The following is a 25554-nucleotide window of genomic DNA, read 5'->3' as shown; positions in this document are numbered from 1 at the left end:
TTCAGGGGCGCGGTTTCATGGTCTGAAGCTGCGCCCCTATTTCGTTCGCCAGGGCCGCCGGGTCGATGGCGGGGCCGGTCGCGTCGGCGACGGGCTGCGCGTTGGCGGGTCGGTTCACCTTGACCCGGTCACGCGGGCGGGTGGCGACCCGGACCCCGTGGTCCTGTGCCGTCTGCGGTGGCGCGGCAGGCACGCTCAGCGGCGCGGCCGGTGCCGCCGCCGCGCGCCCCGTCATGGCAAGGATCGCATCGCTGCCCGCGGTTGCCAGTGCGCGGCGCAGGTCAGGCTCTGCCCGCAGGACGGCGCCGATGGTCAGCATCAGCACGATCCCGAGGATGCGGGACCAGAACAGCGCGCGACGCGACCGGTCCCGGCGCGATTGCAGCACTTCGTGGCGGTATGTCTCGGCGAAATTCATCGCCCCGCCGTAGCGCCGGAATTCGGCAAAAGAAGGGCGTTGTTCCCGGGGCGGGGCGGAAAACCCATATTTTCCGGCGCCGCGATTCCGAAAAGCCCGATATCCCCTCGCGCCCGTCGCGGCAACGGCCTATGCAGGGGGATGCACAGCGACAGCGACCTTGAAATCTTTGTTGTCTGCCCTCCGGGGCTGGAACCCATCCTGTTGGAAGAGGTGACGGAGAGGGGATTTGCCGATCCCGTGGCCGGTCCCGGCGGTGTCACCATGCGCGGTGGCTGGCCCGAGGTCTGGCGTGCGAACCTGGAGCTGCGGGGCGCGACACGGGTGCTGGTGCGCATCGGTCAGTTCATGGCCTTTCATCTGGCGCAACTCGACAAACGGGCGCGCAAGTTTCCCTGGGGCGAGGTCCTGCGCCCCGACGTCCCCGTGAAGGTGCAAGTGACCTGCAAGGCGTCCAAGATATATCACGCCGGGGCGGCTACCCAGCGGATCGAAACGGCGCTGCGGGACAGCCACGGGATCACGGTATCGGCAGAGGCCGACCTGGTGATCAAGGTCCGCATCCACGACAACGCGGTGACGATCAGCCTCGATTCCAGTGGCGAGGCGCTGCACAAGCGGGGCCACAAGGAAGCGGTGGGCAAGGCCCCCCTGCGCGAGAACCTGGCGGCGCTGTTCCTGCGGCAGTGCGGGTATGACGGGACCGGGCCGGTGCTGGACCCGATGTGCGGCTCCGGCACATTCGTCATCGAGGCGGCCGAGATCGCGGCGGGCCTGAACCCGGGCCGCAGCCGCGCCTTTGCCTTCGAGAAACTGGCAAGCTTCGACGCGGCGCACTGGGCCGATATGCGCGCGGCGGCCCCGGTGCAGGCGCCGCAGGCCCGGTTCCAGGGGTCCGACCGGGACGCGGGGGCGGTCCGCATGAGCCAGGCGAACGCGCAGCGCGCGGGGGTGGACGCATGGACCGCCTTCGCCTGCCACGGCGCGGGCGAAATCACCCCGCCAGAGGGCGCGCCGGGGCTGGTGATCGTCAACCCGCCCTACGGCGCGCGGATCGGCAACAAGAAGCTGCTCTATCCGCTGTACGGCACGCTGGGGCAGACCCTGCTGGCGCGGTTCAGCGGCTGGCGCGTCGGGCTGGTCACCAGCGAGCCGCCGCTGGCCAAGGCGACGGGCCTGCCGTGGCAGGCGCAAAGCGCGCCGGTGGCGCATGGCGGGATGAAGGTCTGGCTGTGGCAGACGGGGCCGCTGCGCTGAGGCGGCGGTGGCATGCCGGGCGCGTCAGGGCCGCCGTGCCGCTGGCTGCCCCGTCGGATTGAGGTATTTTTGGCATAAAGAAGCAGGGCCGCGCGCCCCGCTGCGCCCGATCCGCAGGCCCTGAGGGCGCACCCTTCAGAGGTTTTCGGCCTGCGGCATGCCCAGGACGTGAAAACCGCCGTCGACGTGGATGATCTCGCCCGTGGTGCAGGCGCCCGCGTCCGAGGCGAGGTAGACGGCGGTGCCGCCGACCGCTTCCAGCGTGGCATTGGCGCGCATCGGGGCGTTCATGTCGGTGTGTTTGTAGGTGCGCCGCGCGCCGCCGATGGCGGCCCCGGCCAGTGTCTTCATCGGACCCGGAGAGATCGCGTTCACCCGGATGCCTTCGCGACCGAGGTCGTTGGCGAGGTAGCGGGTGGCCGATTCCAGCGCCGCCTTGGCCACGCCCATGACGTTGTAGTTCGGCACGACCTTGTTCGATCCCTGGTAGGTGAGGGTCAGCAGGGTACCGCCGTTGTCCACCATCAGCGGATGCGCCCGGCGCGCCACGTCGATGAAGCTGTATGCGGAAATGTCCAGCGAATGCTTGAAGTTGGCGCGGCTGGTGTTCAGGAACCGTCCGTTGAGTTCGGATTTGTCCGAATAGGCGATGGCGTGCACGACGAAGTCGATGGTGGGCCAGCGCGCCGCCAGCTGGTCGAAGGCCGCGTCGAGCGAGGCGTCGTCGGTCACATCCGCATCCACCATGAAATCGGAGCCCACGCTTTCGGCCAGCGGCTTCAGCCGGGTGCCGAAAGCTTCGCCCTGGTAGGTGAAGGCAAGCTCCGCCCCCGCTTCGGCCATTGCCCGGGCGATGCCCCATGCGATGGAGCGATCGTTCGCGACCCCCATGATCAGGCCGCGTTTTCCCTTGAGTGTATTCGACATGTCCGGCCCCTCAGCCCTGGTATTTCGACAAGATCATCGACCCGTTGGTGCCGCCGAACCCGAAGGAGTTGGTCATCACCGAATCCAGGCCCGCGTTATCCACCCGTTCGAGTGCGATTTCGCTGGGGTCCAGGGCGGGGTCCAGCGTTTCCACGTTGATCGAGGGGGCGATGAAATCGTGCTCAAGCATCAGGAGGCTGAAGATCGCCTCCATCGCGCCCGCAGCGCCCTGGCCGTGGCCCGTCATCGACTTGGTCGAGCTGACCGGCGGGGTGCTGCCCTGGCCGAAGACCCGGCGCACCGCTTCGATCTCGCCCACGTCGCCCACCGGGGTCGAGGTGCCGTGCGCGTTGATATAGCCGACCTTGCGGTCCCCGGGCAGGGTGGCCAGTGCCAGTTCCATCGCCCGCTGGCCGCCTTCGCCCGACGGCGCGACCATGTCGTGCCCGTCAGATGTGGCCGCGAAACCCGTCACCTCGGCGTAGATCTTCGCGCCGCGCGCCTTGGCGTGCTCCAGGTCTTCGAGCACGACGATGCCGCCGCCGCCCGTGATCACGAAACCGTCGCGGTTGGCATCGAACGCGCGGGAGGCTTTCTCGGGGGTGTCGTTGTATTTGCTGCTCATCGCGCCCATCGCGTCAAAGAGGCAGGACAGGGTCCAGTCCAACTCTTCGCCGCCGCCGGCGAACATCACGTCCTGCTTGCCCATCATGATCTGTTCCGCCGCCGACCCGATGCAATGCAGCGAGGTCGAGCAGGCCGAGGTGATGGAATAATTGATGCCCTTGATCTTGTAGGCGGTGCTGAGGTTCGCGCTGATGGTCGAGGACATGCATTTGGGCACGGCGAAGGGGCCGATCCGTTTCGTCGCGCCGGTTTCCCGGACAACATTGTGGGCAGACAGCATGGCAGAGGTCGAAGGACCGCCGGAACCGGCGATCAGGCCCGTGCGCGGATTGCTGATGGTTGTGTCCTCCAGCCCCGCGTCGGCAATCGCCTGACCCATGGCGATATGCGCATAGGCCGCGCCCGGCCCCATGAACCGCAGAGCGCGTTTGTCGATATGTTCAGAGACATCGATCTTGAGCGTCCCGGCGATGCGGCTGCGAAAGCCGTGTTCGGCCATTTCCGCGCTCGCGGTGATGCCCGAGGTGCCGGCCTTGAGGGCGGCAAGCACTTCTTCGGCATTGTTTCCGATCGAGGATACGATCCCCAATCCCGTGACGACGACGCGGCGCATGGGCGCACTCCTTTATTGGTCCTCAGATGGTCCTCGCCCTGTTTAGGACATGACCGTCGGGACACGCAACCGGATTGGCGGATGCGCCGGTGGCGCAGGGTAAGGCAGGAACCAACAGGAACCATTGTCCGGCGCCACCCGTTTCCACCCAAATGAGGAGAGCACCATGAACCAGATCATCACCATCAATCCCGCGACAGACACGAAGATCGCGGCCTACCCCAAGATGTCCGAGGCCGAGGCCAAGGATCACCTGAAAGCCTGTCACGCGGCGTTTCTGGACTGGCGCAAGAAGACCGTCGAAGACCGCGCGCCTTATCTCAACGATATTGCCGCCAAGCTGCGCGAGCACAAGGAGGAGCTGGCCGAACTGATGACCCGCGAGACCGGCAAGCTCTACAAGGATGGGCTGACCGAAGTGGATCTCTGCGCGGCGCTGTTCGAATACGCGGCCGCGAACGGACCCACTGAACTGGCCGACGAGGAACGTACCCATGCGGGCGGCAAGAAACGCGGCATCGTCAGCTATCAGCCCGTCGGCGTGATCTATTCGATCCAGCCGTGGAACTTCCCGCTCTATCAGCCCGTGCGCGTGCTGGCGGCCAACCTGATCGCGGGCAATGGCTGCCTGTTGAAACATGCGTCGATCTGCACCGGCAGCGCGCTGCGGTTGCAGGAAATCTGCGAGGAGGCAGGGTTGCCCCGCGATCTCTTCAAGGTGGTTCTGATCGGGCATGACGTCAGCGACAAGCTGATCGAACATGAACTGGTGCGCGGTGTCACCATGACCGGGAGCGATACGGCAGGGCGGCACATCGGCGCCGTCGCGTCGAAGGCGCTCAAGAAGACGGTGCTGGAGCTCGGCTCGAACGACGCCTTCATCGTGCTGGAGGACGCCGACATCGAGACTGCGGTCAAGTTCTGCGTGATGGGGCGGCTCTACAATAACGGCGAGACCTGCGTGTCCGCGAAGCGGTTCGTCGTGGCCGACAAGGTCTACGACGCCTTTACCGACGCTTTTGTCGCCCAGATGAAGAGCATCGAACTCGGCGATCCCATGCAGAAGGAAACCAAGCTGGGTCCGCTGTCGAGCCAGGAGCAGTTCGAGACCGTGCGCGACCAGGTCGAAGACAGCGTCAAGAAGGGGGCCAAGGTGCTGTGCGGCGGTGGCGTGCCGGACAGGGAAGGGGCCTATTACCCCGCGACTGTCCTGGGCGACGTGACGCCGGGCATGCCTGCCTATGATGACGAAATTTTCGGCCCCGTCGCTTCCGTCATCCGTGCCAAGGATGACGAGGACGCCATGCGCATCGCCAATGACAGCCGCTATGGGCTGGGCGGCGGCATCTTTTCCAAGGACGAGGACCGTGCGATCCGCCTTGCACGGGACCACTTCGACACGGGGATGGTGCGCATCAACTCCTTCGGCGCGGCGGATCCGAACATGCCCTTTGGCGGCGTCAAGGATTCAGGCTACGGGCGCGAACACGGCGGCTTTGGCATGAAGGAGTTCGTGAACATCAAGTCGATCTTCCTGCCCGGCTGAAACGCAAAGAACGGCGGGGCCGCGGCCCCGCCACAGTCCAATTGAATTCAAAAGGTGAAGCGAAATGAAACACAAGGTTCTCGTAGCTGGCGCCACCGGCAAGACCGGGCGTCTTCTCTTCCGCGACCTGATTGATCTCGGGGCCGATCCGATCGCCCTCGTGCGTGACGCATCCGACACGCAGGTCCTGCCCGAGGGCGCGACGACACGGTCCGGCGATCTGACCGACCTGCCCGACGATGTCTGCGCGGAAATCGACACGGTGGTGTTTGCCGCCGGTTCCGGTGGTGACACCGGCGCGGACATGACCGACAAGGTCGACCGGCTGGGCGCGAAGCGCCTCGTCGACCTGGCCGAGAAGAACGGCGTGCAGCGGTTTGTCATGCTCAGTTCCATCGGGGCGGATGCGCCGCCTGCGGACCACCCCCTGAAGCACTATCTTGAAGCCAAGCATGATGCGGATCAGCACTTGCAGGCCTCTTCGCTGACGCATGCCATCCTGCGTCCGGTCGCGCTGACGGACGACCCGCGCTCCGGCAATGTTGTCTTGGGCAGAGAGGTTGATCCACAGGCCAAGGCAAGCCGGGCCGACGTGGCCTTTACCCTCGCACGGGCAGCTGTGACGGGGTCCTGCGACGGTCAGTCGCTGAGCATGCAATCCGCGGCGGACGCGCCGTTTCAGGCGGCCTAGATCACACCCGCGACCGCGGAATGGAAAAGCGCCCCGGATGAGGTCCGGGGCGTTTCATTTCTTGCCGTGGCCTGCGTTCAGCTTTCGCTCAGGGCCACTTTCATGTCCTTGACTTCGTAGATGACTTCGCCATCCGCCTCGACGATGCCGTCCGCCACGCCCATGGTCAGGCGCCGCGTCTGCACGGCCTTGGTAAAGTCGATTCTATAGGTCAGCATCTTGCGGTCGGGGCGGACCATGCCCTTTAGCTTGACCTCGCCCACACCCAATGCGTAGCCGCGCCCCAGCCAGCCGCGCCAGCCGAGGTTGAAGCCGGTCAGCTGCCACAGACCGTCAAGGCCCAGGCAACCGGGCATGATAGGGTTGCCGGGGAAATGGCATTCGAAGAACCACAGGTCGGGCGTGATGTCGAATTCGGCGTTGATGTGGCCCTTGCCATGCGCGCCGCCATCGGCCGAGACATCCGTGATCCGGTCCATCATCAGCATCGGCGGGGCGGGCAATTGCGCGTTGCCGGGGCCGAACAATTCGCCCCTCGCACATTTCAGCAGATCGTCCTTGTCGAAGCTGGTCGGGTAGTCGGCCATTGTCTGAATGCTCCTGCTTGGGCTTTGCGGGGGTCTATCATCGCCGTTGCCGCCGCTGCAAGGGGCACCTTGGTCCTCATCCGCCGGTCGTCGGCGTGCGCGCCACCGACAGGACCCGGTCGTCGGGACGATACCCTGCTGGTGGTCGCGGCAAGGCGTCTATGATCGGTTCCAGATCGAAGGACGACAGAAGAGCCTCGACCTTGGCGGTCGGGCCAGTGGCGAGCACGTCGATCCGGACCTGTCCGTCCAGATCCATCGAATAGTGCCGATAACCCACCGCAATCCGGGTATCGCGCAGCAGGTCGACGGATACCTGGGGGTGCAGGCGAAACGGCAGGCCGTCCGTGGCGGTGAGCGGTGCGATGACCCCTTCCGGCGGGGCTGTCCGGGGGGCGTCTTTGCCGCGCAGCCCTGCGTCGGTGATCTTCAGGGCGATGGCGACCCGCGCCTCATCCTTGGCATAAAGCCGCACGGCACCGGTCTGCGCGGCCTTGGCCACGTCGTCGAAGCGGGTCAGCAACTGGTTGTAGGTCGGGGACACGAGCGGCGTGCGGTTCAGCCTGTGGCCCATGATGCCTTCCACGGTTGCAAGATCGTAGGGCGCCATCCGCCAGCCCTCGGGCGGCTGTGCGAAGACCGTTTCGGGATCGAACGGCGGCCCGGCGAAGATGCCGTCGCGCAGATCGGTCACGGCCTTGGCCATGGTGGCCAGAAAACCGCACCTGCGGCGGCAGCCGTTCTCGGCGCGCTCGTCGTAGCTGGCAGCGGCTTCGTCGAGCTGGGCGTTGATGCTGGCGCGCGCAGCCGTCTTCCGGTCGTCGGTCATGTAGATGTCGATCGCCATCATCGCGGCGCCCATGCACAGCAGCACGCCCGTCAAAAAGAAGATACCCATCAGTCTCGTCATCTGCGCCTCATGTGCTGTTTCACGCATCTGGGGCCGCAATTCTGGCAGAATTCCAGCACGGGCAAGGAATCTTCGGGAACACTGCGGCCCGTTCCGGCGGTCAGCCGCTTTTCGGAATACCGATTGAAAAAACAGCACGAAATGCTTAGGACAGTAGAAGATACAGACAATGGGGCCGGAATGGCGCAAGCGCATCAGGACAACGGAGAAAAATGGCTGGAGCAGGGCGGCGTCCGACCGACACGGCAGCGGGCCATTCTCGCGCGCCTGCTGGTCGGCGACGGCAAGCATCGCCATGTCACCGCCGAAAGCCTGTTCGAAGCGGCGAAACAGCAGGGCGATACCGTTTCGCTCGCCACCGTTTACAACACCCTGCGCGCTTTCTGCGACGCGGGTCTGTTGCAGGAAGTCACTGTTGACGGCTCCAAAAGCTATTTTGACACCAACACCCACGACCATCCGCATTTTTACTGGGAAGACGACGGTAAGCTGACCGATGCGCCGTCGGATCAGTTGATCATCTCGAACCTGCCGGATGCACCCGAGGGGGCCGAGATCGCATCGGTCGACGTGGTGATCCGCCTGCGGCGCAAGGCGTGATTGCGCTCAGGGTTATGTGGCCATGACCCATCCGCTGCTCACTGAGGACATGATCGAAACCTATCAGCGCGACGGTGTCGTGCTGATCAAGGGGTTGTTTGCGGATCATGTGGACACCCTGCGCGCCGGGGTCGAGCGCAACATGGACACGCCCGGACCCTATGCTTCGAACAACGACAAACCGGGCGAGACCGGGCGGTTCTTTGACGACTACTGCAACTGGCAGCGCATTCCTGAATTCGAGGACGTGATCCACGGCTCCGACGCGGCCCAGGTGGCGGCGGAACTGATGCAAAGCAGGACGGCGCAGATGTTCCACGACCATGTGCTGGTCAAGGAGCCGGGCACGTCGATGGCGACGCCCTGGCATCAGGACGGACCATATTACTTTGTCGAAGGGCGGCAGACGATCAGTTTCTGGTCCCCGCTCGATCCTGTGACGCAGGCGTCCCTGCGCTGCGTCGCGGGATCGCACCTGTGGGAAAAGCCGGTGCTGCCGACCCGCTGGGTCAAGGGCGACGCGTTCTTCGACCCGGCCCCCTACATGCCCGTCCCGGACCCCGATGCCGAAGGCATGGACATCCGTGAATGGGAGATGGCGCCGGGTGACGCGGTGGCTTTCAACTATGGCATCCTGCATGGCGCGCGGGGCAATTCGACCGACCAGCGCCGCCGCGCGTTTTCGCTGCGTCTGGTGGGCGACGATGCGCGCTACGTGGAACGGCCCGGCCCGACCTCGCCGCCGTTTCCGGGCCATGACATGATCCCGGGGCAGAAACTGCGCGAAGACTGGTTTCCGGTGCTTTGGGGGCGCTGAGCGAGCTGCGCCGGGCAGGGAGCTTTCCTGGGTGATGCCGCGCCAATGGGACAGGCGCAAAGTCCGCACAGCGGCGCTGGCTCTGCCTTTTGGTCAAGGTTGGATTGGTGAAGCCTGCCCCGAAATCTTCATGCCATGATGCAGGCCACTATCCGATCTCTTACCCTCAGAACCACTGGCCCGGTTCCATCAACCCAAGATCCAGCAATTGCCGCGAATGCCATTCGAACGGGGCCGAATTGTGCCACTTGAAGGTTTCGATCTCGTCTCTGCTGCCGGGGTTGCTTTTCAAAGCCTTGGCGGTGCGGAACGAACAGATCGCCGCCGTGATGTTGTGGTGCCAGGGGCAGGCGTAGGTGTTGTATTCCTCGTCGTTGAATGTGTGATCCCAGCGCAGGCGCAGGCCCTTCTTGGCCCGGAACAGCGCGATGCGGTCGATCTTGCGGCGCACGGCGGGGACGTGTTCTTCGAACCGCCAGCGCAGGCCGCCGAAAAAATCCAGTTGTCGTTCCTTGGGGTGGCCGTGGTTGGCGTCGTCCCGGCGGGCCAGCGCGTAATAGCCCGAGCGGTCCATATGCGCCTGGTCCAGCGACACCGCGTTGGGATAGCGGTTCAGGTCTTCGGCATACAGGTCGACGACATAGGTCAGCATCGCATCGCGCCGCTCTTCGGCATGATAGGCCAGCAGTTCGACGACATTGCGCGTCTCGCAAAAGGGGTGGAACAGGTATTCGGCGTTGAAGCAATAATACAGCCACTGCCCCGGCACCGCGTCGATGACCGTGTTGACGGCGGTTTCCATCGCATCATCGGCGCTCATGTTGTAGTCCACCCGCAGCACCGTGTCCTGCAGGTCGCGCGGCAGATCGAAGGTGTCCGGCATCAGGGCGATCACGTTGACGAACCCGGCCTGCTGATGATGGCGCAGGGTGGTGGCGACCTCCACATCGTCCTCCACCAGGATCAGCGCCACCGGCCCCTTGGCCAGGGCTGCGGTGTTGTCCTTGATCATCGCGGTCAGATCGGGATACTGCATGCGCTCTCTCTGGGTGGTTTTTCATGCAGAATCGGTTAATTCCGGGTGCATTGCAAGCCTCGCCGCGCCCTGTTAGAGGGCAGACTCCCCCGCATCAGGACCGGACCGATGACCAAGAAGCTCTTTATCAAGACCTACGGCTGTCAGATGAATGTCTACGACAGCGAACGCATGGCCGAGGCGCTGGGCGGGCAGGGCTACGTCGAGACGGGCACGCCCGAAGACGCGGACATGATCCTGCTCAACACCTGCCACATCCGCGAAAAGGCCGCGGAGAAGGTCTATTCCGAACTGGGGCGGCTGAAGCCGCTGAAGGAGCTGAACCCGGATCTGAAGATCGGCGTGGCGGGCTGCGTCGCCCAGGCGGAGGGCGAAGAGATCATGCGCCGCCAACCTGCGGTCGATCTGGTTGTCGGCCCGCAGACCTACCACCGCCTGCCCGAGATGGAGGCGCGGGTGCGCGCGGGCAAACCCGCGCTGGACACCGATTTTCCGGCAGAAGACAAGTTCGACCACCTGAAAGGCCGCCCCAAGGCCCGGCGTGCCCCTGCGGCGTTCCTGACCGTGCAGGAAGGCTGCGACAAGTTCTGCGCCTTCTGTGTGGTGCCCTACACCCGCGGCGCGGAGGTCAGCCGCCCCGCCACCCGCGTGCTGGACGAGGCGCGCGACCTGGTGGCGCGCGGCGTGCGCGAAGTGACCCTGCTGGGCCAGAACGTGAACGCCTACCACGGCGGCATGACCCTGGCGGGCCTGATCCGGGAACTGGCGCGCATCGACGGGCTGGAGCGTATCCGCTACACCACCAGCCATCCCAACGACATGGGCGACGACCTGATCGCGGCGCATGGCGAGGTGGACAAGCTGATGCCCTATCTGCATCTGCCGGTGCAATCGGGCAGCGATCGTATTCTCAAACGGATGAACCGCAGCCATACGGCGGAAAGCTATCTGCGGCTGATCGAGCGCATCCGCGACGCGCGGCCCGACATCGTGCTGTCAGGCGATTTCATCGTCGGCTTCCCCGAAGAGACGGACGCCGATTTCGAGGCGACGATGGAACTGGTCCGACAGGTCCGCTACGGCTACGCGTTTTCGTTCAAGTATTCCGCGCGCCCCGGCACCCCGGCGGCGGAACGCCCCGGCGTGGATCCGGCTGTGGCGGATGACCGGCTGCAACGGTTGCAGGCCCTGATCACCACCCACCAGCGCGAGATCCAGGACAGCATGGTCGGACGCGAGATGGATGTGCTGGTGGAAAAGCCGGGGCGCAACCCCGGCCAGATGATCGGCAAATCGCCCTATCTGCACTCCGTCCATATTCAGGATGGCACGGCAGCGGTGGGCGACATCGCGCGGGTCAGGGTGCTGGACGCCAAGACCAACTCGCTGGGCGGCGTCCAGATCTGAACTTGCCCGTCAGCCGCTGTGGCGGCGGTGCGGGCCGGTACTGGCTCGGATCCCCTCCGGCCCTTGTTTCATAGCCCCGTGACGGCTGGTCGGCTTCGGGGTGTGGCGGGCCCGCGTGGCTATGGCATCGGCGGTTTATGAAGGGCGGAACCGTTTGACGAATGGGCGGGTGCAACCCCCAATCGATTCTCCGGCAACTTGCAGCGGTCTTGAAAAAAACAGGCGCATCATGCGATATTGATCGCAATATGGAAACAATGGCGTTGAAGCGCACGCAAAATGCGCTGTCTCGGTCGTGCAATGGCGTGCCGTCGGGCTGCGTGTCATTCGCGGGCCATGGGTGCCATTTTGCCGACAGATCCTGACGTCCTCGAGCCCGCTCCTCTGCCGGGCTTGACGCATTATCCCGCGTGTGAAGCCGCCGTCGCAGGCCAAGTTATCCCCCAAGCCAAAGCCGACTCTGAAAGGAAGACATGTCATTTTTGACATGTCTTCCTGGCAACGTCTCAAACGCGGCACGGCCAGGTTGTGCTGCCGTCAGACTTGCGCGGACCACGGTTGAAGGCAAGTCTCGGATGCCAGGCCGGGCCGCCCGCCGAAGGCCCGGGTCGGGAAATCATCCGTGCCATGCCGGGGCTGGGGAATCGGTTTGTTCCGGTCATGGCGCGAATACCTCTGGCCCATCATGAGATCCCGTCCCGGCGGCTTTCCGGCGACGGCAATTCGGTTCATTTGTGAATCAAACGCGCTATTTCGTTGTTTGCGCGGCAAAAATCGGTGGGATAATGGCGATACGCGCTTCACAGTCGAAGAAAACTTACCTAACCTTGCGGCATATGCAGAGCCGCGCCGGATTACGGGCGGGGCGGCTCTCCTGGGGGAATAACAAAGGAAACAAGCTGTGGTGAAACTAATCTCCAAAGCGATCCGCGCGGTGGCGAGTATTTCGCTGGTAGCGGCCATCGCCTTGCAAGCGTCTGCTGCCGACGCGCAGACACGGTCCCAGCAGGGCCGCGACAAAGGTGTCTACATTCCGACGATCTGGGTGGATCCCGACGGATGCGAACACTGGGTTATGGACGACGGGGCCGAAGGGTACATGTCGCCCCATGTCAGCCGTCAGGGCATCCCGGTCTGCCGTCGCGGCAACGTCTGCGGCGTGATGCAGTCCGACCAGTTCTTTGCCACCGACAGCTACCGCATTCACAAAGCGGGCCGCGCGCGCCTGGACAACTTCTTCCGCACCACCGGCGCCGTCAGCTACATCATCACCGGTCACACCGACAGCCGGGCATCTGACGCCTACAACATGCGGCTGAGCTACAACCGTGCCAACGCTGTCGCGGCCATCGCCAACCAGGCGGGGGCCCGCATCGCGGACGTGCGCGGATACGGCGAACGGATGCCCGCAGCGTCCAACAACACCGCCGCCGGCATGGCCAAGAACCGCCGCGTCGAAATCATCTGCATTCGCTGAGGGGACAGTTAAGTGATCAAAACTAAAATTCTTATGGTGACCCTCTGCGCTTTCGGGCTTTCGGCCTGTGCCGATTACGAGGGCGGCCTGGGCCGGGGCTACCCGTCGGACAAATCCATTGACCGCGGGATCGACAGAAAACACCTCAGCCAGCTTCAGGCCGGCATCTGGGTCGATCCGAACGGATGCGATCACTGGATCATCGACGATGGCGTCGAAGGCTACCTGTCGCAGCGCCTGGACAAATTCGGCAAGCCCGTCTGTTCGGGCGTGGCGCCGCCCAACCATACCGTGGGTGACTTCAAGGGCGGCTCCAGCATTCCGGACCCGAACTGATTTGACCCGCTTTGTCGCGATATCGGGGCCGGCGTGTTGCACACGCCGGCCCTTTTCCTATGTTTGCATCAGTCGAGTCTGCACCGCCGCCCCCAACTCCCAACCAAGGAGCTTCCCTTGACCACAAGTGACCTGACCACTGCACCGGATGCCCCGGTGGACCGTGTGCTGGAATTTCCCGACAACCGTCTGCTGATTGATCTCTGCGGCCCTTTCGATGCACATCTGGCTGCGATCGAAAAGGCGCTTGAGGTCCAGATCGTGCGCCGCGGCAATCACCTGAGCGTTTTGGGCGATGCCGATGCGGCGGACCGCGCCGCGGCCTTGCTCAACACGCTTTATGCGCGGCTTGAAGGCGGCCGTTCGGTCGAACCGGCTGACATCAGCAGCGCGCTGCGCATGGGCGGCTCGGACGCGGGCACCGGCGTGCGGTCCGGCGACCAGATGGAGATGCCGATCGGCGAGACGGTCGAAATCCACACCCGCAAGAAACGGGTGGAGCCGCGCACCGCGGCGCAGAAGGCCTATGTGTCATCCCTGTTCGAGAATGAATTGGCCTTCGGCATCGGCCCCGCCGGCACCGGCAAGACCTATCTCGCCGTCGCGGTGGGGGTCAGCATGTTCATCGGGGGCCATGTGGACCGGATCATCCTCAGCCGCCCGGCGGTCGAGGCGGGCGAGAAGCTGGGCTATCTGCCCGGCGACATGAAGGACAAGGTCGATCCCTACATGCAGCCGCTCTATGACGCGCTGAACGACTTCCTGCCGGGCAAGCAACTGGCCAAACTGTTGGAGGAAAAGCGGATCGAGATCGCGCCGCTGGCCTTCATGCGCGGGCGCACCCTGTCGAATGCCTTTGTCGTGCTGGACGAGGCGCAGAACGCCACGTCGATGCAGATGAAGATGTTCCTGACCCGACTGGGCGAGGGATCTCGCATGGTCATCACCGGCGACCGGACCCAGATCGACCTGCCGCGCGGTGTGGCCTCGGGCCTGGCGGACGCGGAGCGCCTGCTCAAGACGATCCCGAAGATCAGCTTCAACTACTTCACCTCCAAGGACGTGGTGCGCCACCCGCTGGTCGCGGCCATCATCGAGGCCTATGAGGCGGATCTGGGCACCGGCTGATGCGCCCGTACTATTACTTTGCATTCCTTCCCGCGACGGGGGCAGGCCGTGGATGAGCTTGCCCTGGTGATCGAGGACGACCGGTGGCGGGGTCTGGCGCTGGACGAACTGGCCGAGGCCGCGATCCGCGCCACGCTGACCGACCGCAACATCGACCCCGGCAGCTGCGAAGTCACCGTGCTGGCCTGCGACGATGCCCGTATCGCGGTTCTGAACGGCGACTTCCGCGACAAGCCGGTGCCCACCAATGTCCTGAGCTGGCCCGCCGCGGACCTCGCACCCGTCACCCCCGGCGATTTTCCGCGCCCGCCGCAACGGGGCATTGACGGATTATGCGAACTCGGCGACATCGCGATCAGCTTTGACACCTGCGACCGCGAGGCGCAGGCGGCGCAAAAGCCGATGCCGGCTCATGTGACGCATTTGCTGGTTCACGGAGTGTTGCATCTTCTCGGCTATGACCACGAAACCGACGCTGATGCGGCCCTGATGGAGGGGCTGGAGGTCAAAATACTTGGCAAGATGGGTCTGGATGACCCATATAGGAATTGAAGGGGCGTATGCCCGATACTCTTAGACAGGACCCAATGGGCGACACAGACGGATCTTCTACCGCAGCGCGTAGCGCGCTTGACGAAGACAATATTGATGAACACGACGACAGCCATTCCCGACAGGGCAGCTTTTTCTCGCGTGTGATCGGGGCGCTCAGTCCCTCGGATTCAGATGAAGACGACGATGTGACACCGCCACCGGCGGATCGTGTCAGCGCACGCGGGATGATGAACCTGCGCCGGATGCGGGTCGATGACGTGTCCATCCCCAAAGCGGACATCATCGCCGTCCCGGTGTCGGCCTCGCTCGAAGAGCTGGTCGATGTCTTCAAGGAAAGCGGCATGACCCGCCTGCCGGTCTACGATGGCACGCTGGATACACCGGTCGGCATGGCCCACCTCAAGGACCTGGCCCTGCAATACGGCTTTAACGGCCACGGTCACGATTTCGACATGGCGGGCATGCTGCGCCCTCTGCTTTTCGTGCCGCCCAGCATGACCATCGGCGTTCTGCTGACCAAGATGCAGACCGAACGCCGCCACATGGCGCTGGTGATCGACGAATACGGCGGGGTCGATGGCCTCGTGACGATCGAGGACCTCATCGAACAGGTCATCGGCGAAATCGAGGACGAGCACGACGTGGACGAGGGCAAGTACTGGACCAAGGAAAAGCCCGGCACCTACCTTGCCCTTGCCAAGACCCCGCTGGAGGATTTCGAAGCCGAGATCGGCCATTCCCTGACCGATCACGACGACGTCGACAAGGAAGAGATCGACACGCTGGGCGGACTGGTCTTCATGCTCTCGGGCCGGGTGCCCGCGCGGGGTGAGGTCGTGCTGCATCCGGACGGGCCGGAGTTCGAGGTGATCGAAGCCGATCCGCGCCGGATCAAGAGATTGCGGGTCCGCACCACCGGGGCCTCGGGATGACCCGACGCCTCGGGGCGTGGCAGGCATATATTCTCGCGGCGCTTTTCGGGGCAGGGGCCGCCTTCGGCCAGCAACCCTACGACCTGCCGCCGCTGATGCTGCTGGGTATGATCGGTGCGGCATGGCTCTTTGCCGCGCAAAAGACCCCCCGGCAGGCGGCGCTGACCGGCTGGGCCTTCGGGCTGGGCTATTTCATGCATGCGCTGCAGTGGATCGTCTCGCCCTTCATGGTGGATGTTGCGCGGCACGGCTGGATGGCGCCCTTTGCGCTGGTGTTCCTGGCGGCGGGCATGGCGCTGTTCTGGGGCGTGGCGTTCTGGGGCGCGCGAAAGCTGTCGCGGAGCAGCCCCTGGGCACTGATCCCCTGCTGGGCCGCGGCGGAACTGGTGCGCGCGTATCTTTTCACCGGATTTCCCTGGGCAAGTCCGGCGCAATCGACGGTCAGCGTGATTGCGGGGCAGGCGCTGGCCTGGGTCGGGCCGCACGGGCTGAACGCGATCGTGATCTGTGTGGCGGTCTGCGCGGCGACGGCATTCACCTCGCGGCCCCGCTGGCCCTGGCGGCTGCTGCGCGAAGGGGTGGTGCTGGCGACGCTGGCGGCCCTCCTGCTGCCGGTGCCGGGGGGGCAGGCGCCCCTGTCGGGCCATACGATCCGGCTGGTGCAGCCCAATGCGGCGCAGAAGGACAAGTGGGATGCGGACAAGATCCCGGTCTTTTTCCAACGTCAGTTGCAATATACCGCCGCCCCGCCCGAAGGCGCCGCACCCGATCTGGTGCTGTGGTCGGAGACCGCGATTCCCTGGAACCTCGAATGGGCCGGCACCGCGCTGCAAGAGATCGCCCGCGCCGGCGGAGACACGCCGGTGGCGCTGGGCGTCCAGCGCAGCGACGACCTGCGCTATTTCAACGCGATGATCACGCTTGATCAAAGCGGGGCCGTGACCCAGACCTACGACAAACATCATCTGGTGCCCTTCGGGGAATACATGCCGCTGGGCGATGTCATGGCGCGGTTCGGGATATACGGGCTCGCCGCGAACCAGGGCCACGGGTATACCGCCGGGCCGGGGGCGCGGCTTCTGGATTTCGGCCCGCTTGGCCGGGCGCTGCCGTTGATCTGTTACGAGGCGGTCTTTGCCCATGATGTGAACGCGGCGTCCGAGCGGCCCGACTTTCTGATCCAGATCACCAATGACGCCTGGTTCGGACGTGGGGCGGGGCCGCGCCAGCATCTGGCGCAGGCCCGGATGCGGGCCATCGAACAGGGGCTGCCGCTGGCGCGGGTGGCGAACACCGGCATCTCGGCCATGATCGACCCGCAAGGCCGCGTGACCGCCAGCCTGCCGCTCAACACCGCCGGTTTTCTCGACGCGGCGCTTCCCGCACCCGGTCGGATCACCGCGTATCGCCGCAAGGGCGATGCGCCCGCCGCCTTGTTCGTGCTGCTCGCGCTGGCGGCCTGCGGCCTGCACGCGAGGCGGAGGGGTCAGGCCAGACCTTAGCGATTGACCTTGGCGCAATGCCCCGATAAGCCAGCGAAATCGCGCCACAACGGCTTCCTGACGTGGCGTCTGTATTTCATTTGGAGCACGACATGTCCCGACAGAACTATACCTTCACCTCGGAATCCGTATCCGAGGGCCACCCCGATAAGGTCTGCGACCGGATTTCCGACGCGATCCTCGACGCTTTCATCGCGGAAGAACCCGAGGCGCGCGTTGCGGCGGAAACCTTTGCCACCACCAATCGCGTGGTCATCGGGGGCGAGGTCGGACTGTCCGACAAGTCCAAGCTGGACAGCTACCTTGAAAAGGTCGAGGGCATCGCCCGCGCCTGTATCAAGGACATCGGCTATGAGCAGGACGAGTTCCACCACGCCACCTGCGAGATCACCAACCTGCTGCACCCGCAGTCCGCGCATATCGCCCAGGGCGTGAACGCGGCCGACAACAAGGACGAGGGCGCGGGCGACCAGGGCATCATGTTCGGCTTTGCCACCGACGAGACGCCCGAGCTGATGCCGGCGCCGATCCACTACGCCCACGCCATCCTGCGCCGGCTGGCCGAGGTCCGCAAGGACGGCACCGAGCCGACCCTGCGCCCGGACGCCAAGAGCCAGCTGTCGGTGGTCTATGAAAATGGCAAGCCGGTGGGCGTGAGCTCTATCGTGCTGTCCACCCAGCATGAGAGCGAAAGCCAGACCAGCGCCGACATCCGCGCCATCGTGGAACCCTATATCCGCGACGTGCTCCCCGACGGCTGGATCCGCGATGACACCGTGTGGCACGTGAACCCCACGGGCGTCTTCGTGATCGGGGGGCCTGACGGCGATGCGGGCCTGACCGGCCGGAAGATCATCGTGGACACCTATGGCGGTGCCGCTCCGCATGGCGGCGGCGCGTTTTCGGGCAAGGATCCGACCAAGGTGGACCGGTCCGCAGCCTATGCCGCGCGTTACCTTGCGAAGAACGTGGTGGCCTCCGGCATGGCGTCGAAATGCACCATCCAGCTGTCCTATGCGATCGGCGTCAGCGAACCGCTGTCGATCTACTGCGATACCCACGGCACCGGTGAGGTCGAGGACGCGGCGGTGGAAAAGGCGATTCGCTCGGTCATGAGCCTGACGCCTCGCGGCATCCGCGAGCAGCTGGAGCTGAACAAGCCGATCTACGCCCGCACCGCCGCCTACGGTCACTTCGGCCGCGCGACCGAGGCGGATGGCGGTTTCAGCTGGGAACGTACCGATCTGGCCGACAAGCTGAAGGCCGCGGTCTGACCCGAAGATGAACGCAACGCCCGCACTGTCCCCGCGGGGACAGGTGCAGCGCAGCAGACGATCTGGCGGCCCTTTCGGGGGCCGCTTTTTCATTTGCGGGCCGCGCTCCGGGCGGCTAAAGCGCGGGGCATGAGTGATGCCGTCAGACCCCGCCGCAACTTCTATGGCCGCCTCAAGGGCAAGGCGCTGAAGAAGTCCCAGAAAACCTACCTCGACGAGGACCTGGAGGCGCTGTCGCCGGGTCCGGTCAGCTGGGAGGCGAACCCGGCGCGGGCCCCCCTGGACCTGGGCGCGCGGTTCGGTGGGCGGCCGGTATGGCTGGAGATCGGCTTTGGCGGGGGGGAGCATCTGGTGCATCAGGCGGCGGCCAATCCGCAGGTCGGGATCATCGGCTGCGAGCCCTATATCAACGGGGTCGCCATGCTGCTGGGCAAGATCCGGCGCGCGGGGGTGACGAACCTCGCGGTGCATCCGGGCGACGCGCGCGATCTGTTCGACGTGCTGCCCGAGGGGGCGATTGAACGGGCGTTTCTGCTCTATCCCGATCCCTGGCCCAAGGCGCGGCACCACCGCCGCCGGTTCGTCACCGCCGAACATCTGGCCCCCCTGGCGCGGGTGATGGCACCCGGCGCGATCCTTCGGGTTGCCACCGACATCGAGGATTATGTGCGCCAGACGCTGGAGGAGGTGCCGCGGCACGGGTTCGACTGGCTGGCGGAGAGGCCGGGGGACTGGCGCGCGCCCTGGGACGACTGGCTGCCCACCCGTTATGAAAGGAAGGCACTGCGCGAGGGGCGCAGGCCGCACTATCTGACGTTCCGCCGGGCCTGACCGGGAGGGCCTGAATGCGCGGGCCTGCGGCCCGCACGCGATTTCATTGATTTGGCTCTGCCAAATCGGTGCGAGACGCTGTCTCGCGCTCTGAAGTATTTGTCGGCATAAAGAAGCGGGATGCCGGCATGGACCCTGCCTGGGGGGTAGGGTAGAACCCGCCGGAAACAGTTAGGGACGTTCAGATGTCAGCCCATGGTGACCCCATTCCGATGACCTCGCAGGCCTGCGGGCCGCTGACCGGCACGGCCGAGGTGCCCGGCGACAAGTCGATTTCGCACCGATCGTTGATCCTGGGGGCGATGGCGGTGGGCGAGACCACGATCACCGGCCTGCTGGAGGGGCAGGATGTGCTGGACACCGCCCGTGCGATGCGGGCCTTCGGGGCGGAGGTGACTGATCACGGTGGCGGCAAGTGGTCGGTGCATGGCGTCGGCGTGGGCGGTTTCGCCGAGCCGGAGACGGTGATCGACTGCGGCAATTCCGGCACCGGGGTGCGGCTGATCATGGGGGCGATGGCGACTTCTCCGATTGTTGCGACCTTTACCGGGGATGCCAGTCTGAATGGCCGTCCGATGGCGCGGGTGACAGACCCGCTGGCGTTGTTCGGCTGTCAGGCGGTGGGGCGCGCGGGCGGGCGTCTGCCGATGACGTTGGTGGGCGCGGTTGAGCCGGTGCCGGTGCGTTACGCCGTGCCGGTGCCTTCGGCGCAGGTGAAATCCGCCGTGCTGCTGGCGGGGTTGAACGCGCCGGGGCAGACCGTGGTGATCGAGGCGGAGGCGACCCGCGATCATACGGAGCGGATGCTGGCGGGCTTTGGCGCCGAGGTTGCCGTGGAGGAGACGGCGGAGGGGCGGGTGATCACCCTGACCGGGCAGCCCGAGCTCATACCGCAGCGCATCGAGGTGCCGCGCGATCCGTCTTCGGCGGCCTTTCCGGTCTGTGCGGCGCTTATCGTGCCGGGGTCCGATGTGCTGGTCCCGGGGATCGGGCTGAACCCGACGCGGGCGGGGTTGTTCACCACGCTGCGCGAGATGGGCGCGGACCTGACCTATGAGAACGAACGCGAGGAGGGCGGCGAGCCGGTGGCGGACCTGCGCGCGCGGTTCTCGCCTGAGTTGCGCGGGATCGCGGTGCCGCCGGAACGCGCGGCGAGCATGATCGACGAATATCCCGTGTTGTCGGTGGTTGCGGCATTTGCCGAAGGCCGGACGGAGATGCGCGGGGTCAGGGAATTGCGGGTCAAGGAGAGTGACCGGATCGACGCGATGGCCACGGGGCTGCGCGCCAACGGGGTCGAGGTGGAGGAAGGGCCGGACTGGTGGGTTGTCACGGGGCGGGGGCATGGCCAGGTGCCGGGCGGGGCCACCTGTGCCACCCATCTGGATCACCGGATCGCCATGTCGTTTCTGATTCTGGGGATGGCCGCGACCGCGCCGGTGGCGGTGGACGATGGCGGGCCCATCGCCACGTCCTTTCCGGTTTTCGAGCCTTTGATGCGGGCCTTGGGTGCGCGGATCGACCGGGGGGCAGAATGAAGGTGAATGGGTTCACAGTGGCGGTCGACGGACCGGCAGCTTCCGGGAAGGGAACGATTTCCAAGGCGGTGGCACGGCATTTCGGCTTTGCCCATCTCGACACCGGGCTGCTGTACCGCGCGGTGGGGGCGAAGGTGCTGGATGGCGCATTGCCCGAGGCGGCGGCGCGGGCGCTGGTGCCCTCGGATCTGGAGGATGACCGCCTGCGGTTGCCCGAGGTTGCCCAGGCGGCGAGCCGGGTGGCCGCGATGCCCGAGGTGCGGGCGCTGCTGGTGGACTTTCAGCGCAGCTTTGCCGCGCGGGCCGGGGGCGCGGTGCTGGACGGGCGTGACATCGGGACGGTGATCTGCCCGGATGCGCAGGTGAAGATGTTCGTGATCGCCCGGGCTGACGTGCGCGCGCGCCGTCGGTTCGCGGAGTTGCAGGGCAAGGGGGTCGATACCACCTTCGAGGCGGTGCTGGCGGATGTCGAGGCGCGGGATGCGCGTGACATGGGGCGGGCGGATGCGCCGCTGCGGCCGGCCCGGGACGCGGTGCAGATCGACACCACGGAGATGGCGATCGACGCGGCGGTGGCGGCGGCTGTCGCCCTGATCGACGCGAAGCTGGCCGCGCAGGGCTGAGGACGCGCAGGGCTGGCCTTGGGCCGGAACCGGGCTATCTGAGGGCCGAGCCAAGCAAGGAGAGCCTCAATGAAATCCGCAAAAGACTATCTCGATGACGCCAACGCGACTGTGCCGAAGATGAGCGCGGAGGATGCGATTGCCAAACATGCCAAAGGCGACGGTGTCTTTGTCGATGTGCGCGACAGCGGCGACATTGCAAAAAGCGGAACCATCAAGGGCGCGCAGCGGATTCCGCGCGGCATGATCGAATTCCGCGCCGATCCCGCGATGGAGCAATTCTACAACCCCGTGCTGAAGAAGGACGCCGAGATCTACCTGATCTGCGGTGCGGGCGGGCAGGCGGCCCTGGCGGGCAAGACCCTGCAGACGATGGGCTATACCAATGTCACCAACATCGGCGGCTTTCCCGGCTGGAAAGAGGCGGGCGGCCCGACCGAAGAGGGCTGACCGGCCCGGCGGCTTTGCCGACCGGCCCCGTCAGGCGGCAAAGTCGCGCAGCACCTGACCTGCGTTGACCGAGGTGCGCGCGCCGTTGTGCATGGACAGCTGGCCATTGACCAGGACATGGGCGATGCCGCTGGCATAGCGGCGCAGGTTGCGCGATGTGGCGTTGCTGGTGATCGTCGCGGGGTCGAAGACGCAGACATCGGCGGTGTAGCCGGGCAGCAGGCTGCCGCGGTCCGTCAGCCCCAGGCGCCGGGCGGGAATCGATGTGATCTTTTGCACACCGGCCTCCAGCCCCAGAACTTTGCGGTCGCGCACGTAGTATTGCAGGAACCGCGCGGCCCAGCCGTAGCCTGAAAGGGATCCGACGTGGTCCTTGAGAATGCCTTCGTTGGCGACGGCGACGGTGTCCGAGATCACGGCGCATTCCGGCTGGGACAGGCAGAGGTCCACATCGTCGTCCTTGAAGGATTTCGACGACCAGATCGCGCCGGACAGATTGTCGCCCTCCTCGAGCAGGATGTCGAGCACGGCATCGTAGGGGTCGACGCCGCGCATCCGGCCGATTTCGGCAAAGTCGGCGCCGACCAGGTCCTTGTTCTCGGTCGCGTTCAGCAAGACCACGTCCTGCCATTTGCGTGCCTTGACGATCAGCCACATCGGCTTTGGGTTGGCCTTGATCCTGTCGCGGGCCTCGGGGTCCCTGAGGCGTTGCATCAGGGCGGCGTGGCCGCCTTCCTGTGCCCATTTCGGCAGGATCGCGGCCATCAGCGTGTGGTTCCAGTCATGCGGGATCACGTCAAAGGCGATGTCGACGTCATGGCGGCGGGCGACGTCGATCATGTCCAGCGTGTGTTCCATGGCGTGACGGGGGGCGCCGAACTTGGGCTGGATGTGCGAGATCTGCAGTCGCGCGCCGGACTGGCGGGCGGTCGAGATCGCCTCGGCAAAGCCGAGGTCGTATTCGGTGTCGCGGTTGCGCACATGGGTGGCGTAGAGCCTGCCGCGCTTGGCCGCGACCTCGCACATCGGCACCAGATGTTCGGGGGAGGCCAGGATGCCGGGCCAGTACTCAAGCCCGGTGGAAAAGCCGCCCGCGCCTTCATCCATCGCCTGGTCCACCATGCGGGCCATCCGGGCAATCTCGTCCGGCTCGCCCGCGCGCAGCTGGTCGCCCAGGACCGCGCGGTGGATGGTGCCGTGGCCGACAAACGCCATCACGTTGACGCCGAGGTCCGTGTGTTCGAGCGCATCGAGGTAGTCGCCAAAGCTGCGCCAGTCGGCGCGATGGGGGCCGTCGGTGTACCACGGCGAGACCGACTTGATCGCGTCGTGGGTGCAGACCGGCGCACAGCTGATCCCGCATTGGCCGACGACTTCGGTTGTCACGCCCTGGTGCACCTGGCTTTCCGCGCGGCCATCCGCGATCAGGGTGAAGTCAGAGTGGGTGTGCATGTCGATGAACCCCGGCGCGACCGTCAGGCCGGAGACGTCGATCACGTTGGCGGCCCCGGCGGCGGCAAGGTCGCCGACCTCGACGATCCTGCCGCGGGTGATGCCCACATCGCCGGTGAAGCCGGGTCGCCCGGTGCCGTCGATGACGGTGCCGCCCCGGAGAATGGTGTCGAACATCGCGGTTTCCTTTGCCTATCTGGACGGGCCGTAGATCAGGTCCGGCAGGAAGGTGGTCAGGTCGGGCACCAGGATCAGGATCAGCATCCCGATGATATAGGCCCCGATAAAGGGCAGCACGGCGACCGAGATCCGCTCGATCGAGATGCCCGAGATCCGCGCGGCCACCGTCAGGTTCGCGCCCAGTGGCGGGGTGAGAAAGCCGATCTCGCAGGTGATGACGGTGAAGATGCCGAACATCACCGGGTCGATGCCCAGCGACGTCGCCAGCGGCAGGAAGACGGCGGTGAACAGCACGATCTGGGCCAGCGACTCCATGAAGGTGCCGATGAAGATGTAGAACACCCCGATCAGCAGCAGCACCAGAACGCGGTTTTCCGTCAGCGCGGTGATCCCGTTCTGTACCGCTGTCGGGATGTCGTAGAACGCGGTGAGCTGCCCGAAGGCCAGCGTCGGCGTGATCAGGATCAGGATGCCGGTCAGCAGGGCGGTGAATTTCAGCGCCTCGATCAGTTTGGCAAGGGTGAGTTCGCGGTAGACGACAAGACCCACGAACAGGGCATAGAACACCGCCACGCCCGCCGCCTCGGTGGGGGTGAAGATACCGCCATAGATGCCGCCCAGGATCAGCACCGGCGCGCCGATGGACCATTTGCCGTCCCAGCAGGCGCGCAGGAACGGGCCCCAGGAAAACGCGGCCCCGTCGCCGCCGTAGCCGCGCTTGCGCGCGATGATATAGGTGGTCAGCATCAGCAGCAGGGTGACGACGATGCCCGGCACGATCCCGGCCAGAAACAGCCGCGGGATCGAGGTTTCGGACACCAGCCCGTAGATGATCATCAGGTTCGACGGCGGGATCAGGCTGCCGAGCGCGCCGGCACTTGCGGTGATCGACGCGGCGAAGGGCACGTCGTAGCCTTCCTTTTTCATCGCGGGCACAGTGACCGAACCGATGGCCGCCGTGGTGGCGGGGCCGGAGCCTGAGAGTGCGGCAAAGAGCATGCAGGCGAAAACCGTAACCAGCCCCATGGAGCCGCGGTAGGCCCCGACCAGATTGGTGGCGATCCCGATCATCCGCGTGGCCATGCCGCCCACCTCCATCAGGCGGCCCGCCAGCACGAAGAGCGGGATGGTCAGCAGCGGAAAGGGGGTGAGGCTGGAATAGCCCGTCTGCGCCATCAGCGTGTAGGGGATGTCGATCAGAAACAGCGCCAGCGCGGTGGTCAGGCCCACGGCCGCGAACAGCGGCACGCCGATGACGGTCAGCACGACAAAGGCGATGCACAGGATCAGAAGCGGGCTCACAGGGTCTGTTCCTTGTCTTCGAGGGTCTCTTCCCAGTCTTCGTTCAACATCCCCGGCAGGCCGTTGCGGCCCTCGCGGTACCAGCCGATGTAAAGCTCGATCAGGCGCAGCAGCATCAGGGCGTAGCCGATGACGAGGATGGATTGGGGCCAGAACTGGTCGATGCCCAGGCTGGGGCTGTAGGATTTGTATTTCCACATGGTCGTCAGATAGTCGGACCCGACCCGGATCATGAAGATGCAGAAGAACGCCCAGAGCGCGTCGGACAGGAAGATGACCCAGCGGCCGAAGGCTTCGGGCAGCGCCTTGACCCCCACGAGGATGCGGATGTGGAACCGTTCGCGCACGCAATAGGCCGCGCCCATGTAGACGGCCCAGACCATCGCCATTGAGGCGACTTCCTCTGACCAGTGCAGGGCGGTGCCGAACAGGTAGCGCGCCACCACCTGCGCAAAGACGCAGACCGCGATGACGACGATGCAGACGCAGGCGATCGCTTCTTCGAAATGACGGATGATCCGTTTCAGCGCGGCCATGG

The 25554-nt window shown here is 65.4% G+C and carries 26 protein-coding genes and 1 riboswitch; of the genes, 17 read left to right on the top strand and 9 right to left on the bottom strand.

Annotated features, from left to right (window positions below):
- Position 1: 1 nt before the first annotated feature.
- Positions 2 to 418 carry a hypothetical protein gene (locus tag FIU94_RS00920; protein WP_152463996.1) on the bottom strand — a complete coding sequence of 139 codons (417 nt, stop codon included), beginning with the start codon at positions 416 to 418 and terminating at the stop codon, positions 2 to 4.
- 141 nt (positions 419 to 559) lie between these two features.
- Here FIU94_RS00920 and FIU94_RS00915 point away from each other — a divergent pair, with 141 nt between their 5' ends.
- Entirely contained in the window at positions 560 to 1675 is a 1116-nt protein-coding gene (locus tag FIU94_RS00915) for a class I SAM-dependent RNA methyltransferase (RefSeq protein ID WP_152463995.1), read from the top strand.
- Between the two features lie 135 nt (positions 1676 to 1810).
- Here the strand turns inward: FIU94_RS00915 and FIU94_RS00910 are convergent, their stop codons facing one another.
- The gene (locus FIU94_RS00910; RefSeq protein ID WP_152463994.1) at positions 1811 to 2602 is read right to left on the bottom strand and encodes an enoyl-ACP reductase; all 792 of its coding nucleotides are present in this window, start codon (positions 2600 to 2602) and stop codon (positions 1811 to 1813) included.
- A 10-nt stretch (positions 2603 to 2612) separates the two neighbouring features.
- Positions 2613 to 3842: a beta-ketoacyl-ACP synthase I gene (gene fabB, locus FIU94_RS00905; protein WP_152463993.1), complete on the bottom strand. Its 1230-nt coding sequence runs from the start codon at positions 3840 to 3842 to the stop codon at positions 2613 to 2615.
- Between the two features lie 166 nt (positions 3843 to 4008).
- On the opposite strand from fabB, the gene FIU94_RS00900 reads away from it, so the two are divergent.
- Together FIU94_RS00900 and FIU94_RS00895 are read left to right on the top strand one after the other, a co-directional pair.
- The gene (locus tag FIU94_RS00900; protein ID WP_152463992.1) at positions 4009 to 5388 is read left to right on the top strand and encodes an NAD-dependent succinate-semialdehyde dehydrogenase; all 1380 of its coding nucleotides are present in this window, start codon (positions 4009 to 4011) and stop codon (positions 5386 to 5388) included.
- Positions 5389 to 5452: 64 nt separating this feature from the next.
- Entirely contained in the window at positions 5453 to 6079 is a 627-nt protein-coding gene (locus tag FIU94_RS00895; RefSeq protein ID WP_152463991.1) for an SDR family oxidoreductase, read from the top strand.
- 77 nt (positions 6080 to 6156) lie between these two features.
- Here the strand turns inward: FIU94_RS00895 and fabA are convergent, their stop codons facing one another.
- Positions 6157 to 6666, bottom strand: coding sequence for a bifunctional 3-hydroxydecanoyl-ACP dehydratase/trans-2-decenoyl-ACP isomerase (gene fabA, locus FIU94_RS00890; protein ID WP_152463990.1), 510 nt, complete (start codon positions 6664 to 6666; stop codon positions 6157 to 6159).
- Between the two features lie 76 nt (positions 6667 to 6742).
- On the bottom strand, positions 6743 to 7576 hold the full coding sequence (locus tag FIU94_RS00885) for a hypothetical protein (protein ID WP_152463989.1): 834 nt from the start codon (positions 7574 to 7576) through the stop codon (positions 6743 to 6745).
- Between the two features lie 180 nt (positions 7577 to 7756).
- On the opposite strand from FIU94_RS00885, the gene irrA reads away from it, so the two are divergent.
- Entirely contained in the window at positions 7757 to 8176 is a 420-nt protein-coding gene (gene irrA, locus FIU94_RS00880; RefSeq protein ID WP_152463988.1) for an iron response transcriptional regulator IrrA, read from the top strand.
- A 22-nt stretch (positions 8177 to 8198) separates the two neighbouring features.
- Positions 8199 to 8993: a phytanoyl-CoA dioxygenase family protein gene (locus FIU94_RS00875; RefSeq protein ID WP_152463987.1), complete on the top strand. Its 795-nt coding sequence runs from the start codon at positions 8199 to 8201 to the stop codon at positions 8991 to 8993.
- A gap of 166 nt (positions 8994 to 9159) precedes the next feature.
- Here the strand turns inward: FIU94_RS00875 and FIU94_RS00870 are convergent, their stop codons facing one another.
- Entirely contained in the window at positions 9160 to 10029 is an 870-nt protein-coding gene (locus tag FIU94_RS00870; protein ID WP_152463986.1) for a hypothetical protein, read from the bottom strand.
- Positions 10030 to 10137: 108 nt separating this feature from the next.
- Between FIU94_RS00870 and miaB the strand changes: the two genes are divergently transcribed.
- The 12 genes from miaB (at position 10138) to FIU94_RS00810 (ending at position 22082) form a co-directional block, all read left to right on the top strand.
- Positions 10138 to 11436: a tRNA (N6-isopentenyl adenosine(37)-C2)-methylthiotransferase MiaB gene (gene miaB, locus FIU94_RS00865; protein ID WP_152463985.1), complete on the top strand. Its 1299-nt coding sequence runs from the start codon at positions 10138 to 10140 to the stop codon at positions 11434 to 11436.
- A 925-nt stretch (positions 11437 to 12361) separates the two neighbouring features.
- Positions 12362 to 12913 (top strand): OmpA family protein, encoded by a 552-nt coding sequence (locus FIU94_RS00860; RefSeq protein ID WP_254702639.1) that lies wholly within the window; start codon positions 12362 to 12364, stop codon positions 12911 to 12913.
- 12 nt (positions 12914 to 12925) lie between these two features.
- On the top strand, positions 12926 to 13249 hold the full coding sequence (locus tag FIU94_RS00855) for a hypothetical protein (RefSeq protein WP_172975821.1): 324 nt from the start codon (positions 12926 to 12928) through the stop codon (positions 13247 to 13249).
- A 117-nt stretch (positions 13250 to 13366) separates the two neighbouring features.
- Entirely contained in the window at positions 13367 to 14377 is a 1011-nt protein-coding gene (locus FIU94_RS00850) for a PhoH family protein (RefSeq protein WP_152463983.1), read from the top strand.
- A gap of 48 nt (positions 14378 to 14425) precedes the next feature.
- A complete protein-coding gene (ybeY, locus tag FIU94_RS00845) occupies positions 14426 to 14929 on the top strand; it encodes an rRNA maturation RNase YbeY (RefSeq protein WP_152463982.1) in 504 nt (167 codons plus the stop codon).
- A 35-nt stretch (positions 14930 to 14964) separates the two neighbouring features.
- On the top strand, positions 14965 to 15864 hold the full coding sequence (locus tag FIU94_RS00840; protein ID WP_152463981.1) for a hemolysin family protein: 900 nt from the start codon (positions 14965 to 14967) through the stop codon (positions 15862 to 15864).
- Positions 15861 to 17366 carry an apolipoprotein N-acyltransferase gene (lnt, locus tag FIU94_RS00835; protein ID WP_152463980.1) on the top strand — a complete coding sequence of 502 codons (1506 nt, stop codon included), beginning with the start codon at positions 15861 to 15863 and terminating at the stop codon, positions 17364 to 17366. Before FIU94_RS00840 ends, lnt begins: the two co-directional genes overlap by 4 nt.
- 38 nt (positions 17367 to 17404) lie before the next feature.
- Positions 17405 to 17454: riboswitch (SAM-SAH riboswitch) on the top strand.
- 4 nt (positions 17455 to 17458) lie between these two features.
- Positions 17459 to 18640, top strand: a complete 1182-nt coding sequence (metK, locus tag FIU94_RS00830) for a methionine adenosyltransferase (RefSeq protein ID WP_152463979.1) — start codon at positions 17459 to 17461, stop codon at positions 18638 to 18640.
- 129 nt (positions 18641 to 18769) lie between these two features.
- Positions 18770 to 19471 carry a tRNA (guanosine(46)-N(7))-methyltransferase TrmB gene (locus tag FIU94_RS00825; RefSeq protein WP_152463978.1) on the top strand — a complete coding sequence of 234 codons (702 nt, stop codon included), beginning with the start codon at positions 18770 to 18772 and terminating at the stop codon, positions 19469 to 19471.
- A 185-nt stretch (positions 19472 to 19656) separates the two neighbouring features.
- Positions 19657 to 21009 (top strand): 3-phosphoshikimate 1-carboxyvinyltransferase, encoded by a 1353-nt coding sequence (aroA, locus tag FIU94_RS00820; protein ID WP_152463977.1) that lies wholly within the window; start codon positions 19657 to 19659, stop codon positions 21007 to 21009.
- Complete coding sequence (locus FIU94_RS00815; protein WP_152463976.1) at positions 21006 to 21632, top strand: d(CMP) kinase; 627 nt, start codon at positions 21006 to 21008, stop codon at positions 21630 to 21632. Before aroA ends, FIU94_RS00815 begins: the two co-directional genes overlap by 4 nt.
- A 69-nt stretch (positions 21633 to 21701) precedes the next feature.
- Positions 21702 to 22082: a rhodanese-like domain-containing protein gene (locus FIU94_RS00810; protein ID WP_152463975.1), complete on the top strand. Its 381-nt coding sequence runs from the start codon at positions 21702 to 21704 to the stop codon at positions 22080 to 22082.
- 30 nt (positions 22083 to 22112) lie between these two features.
- Here FIU94_RS00810 and FIU94_RS00805 read toward each other — a convergent pair whose 3' ends face one another.
- From FIU94_RS00805 to FIU94_RS00795, 3 genes are read right to left on the bottom strand one after another with little or no spacing between them, the layout of a single operon-like run.
- Positions 22113 to 23711, bottom strand: coding sequence for an amidohydrolase family protein (locus tag FIU94_RS00805; protein WP_152463974.1), 1599 nt, complete (start codon positions 23709 to 23711; stop codon positions 22113 to 22115).
- Between the two features lie 15 nt (positions 23712 to 23726).
- The gene (locus FIU94_RS00800) at positions 23727 to 25016 is read right to left on the bottom strand and encodes a TRAP transporter large permease (RefSeq protein ID WP_152463973.1); all 1290 of its coding nucleotides are present in this window, start codon (positions 25014 to 25016) and stop codon (positions 23727 to 23729) included.
- Positions 25013 to 25552: a TRAP transporter small permease gene (locus tag FIU94_RS00795; protein ID WP_152463972.1), complete on the bottom strand. Its 540-nt coding sequence runs from the start codon at positions 25550 to 25552 to the stop codon at positions 25013 to 25015. The genes FIU94_RS00800 and FIU94_RS00795 overlap by 4 nt, the downstream gene beginning before the upstream one ends.
- Between the last annotated feature and the right edge of the window lie 2 nt (positions 25553 to 25554).

The organism is Sulfitobacter sp. THAF37 (assembly GCF_009363555.1).
In the GTDB taxonomy this organism is placed as follows: domain Bacteria; phylum Pseudomonadota; class Alphaproteobacteria; order Rhodobacterales; family Rhodobacteraceae; genus Sulfitobacter.
Note: the sequence above shows the minus strand (reverse complement) of the source record. Positions and strands in the feature narration are given on the sequence as shown.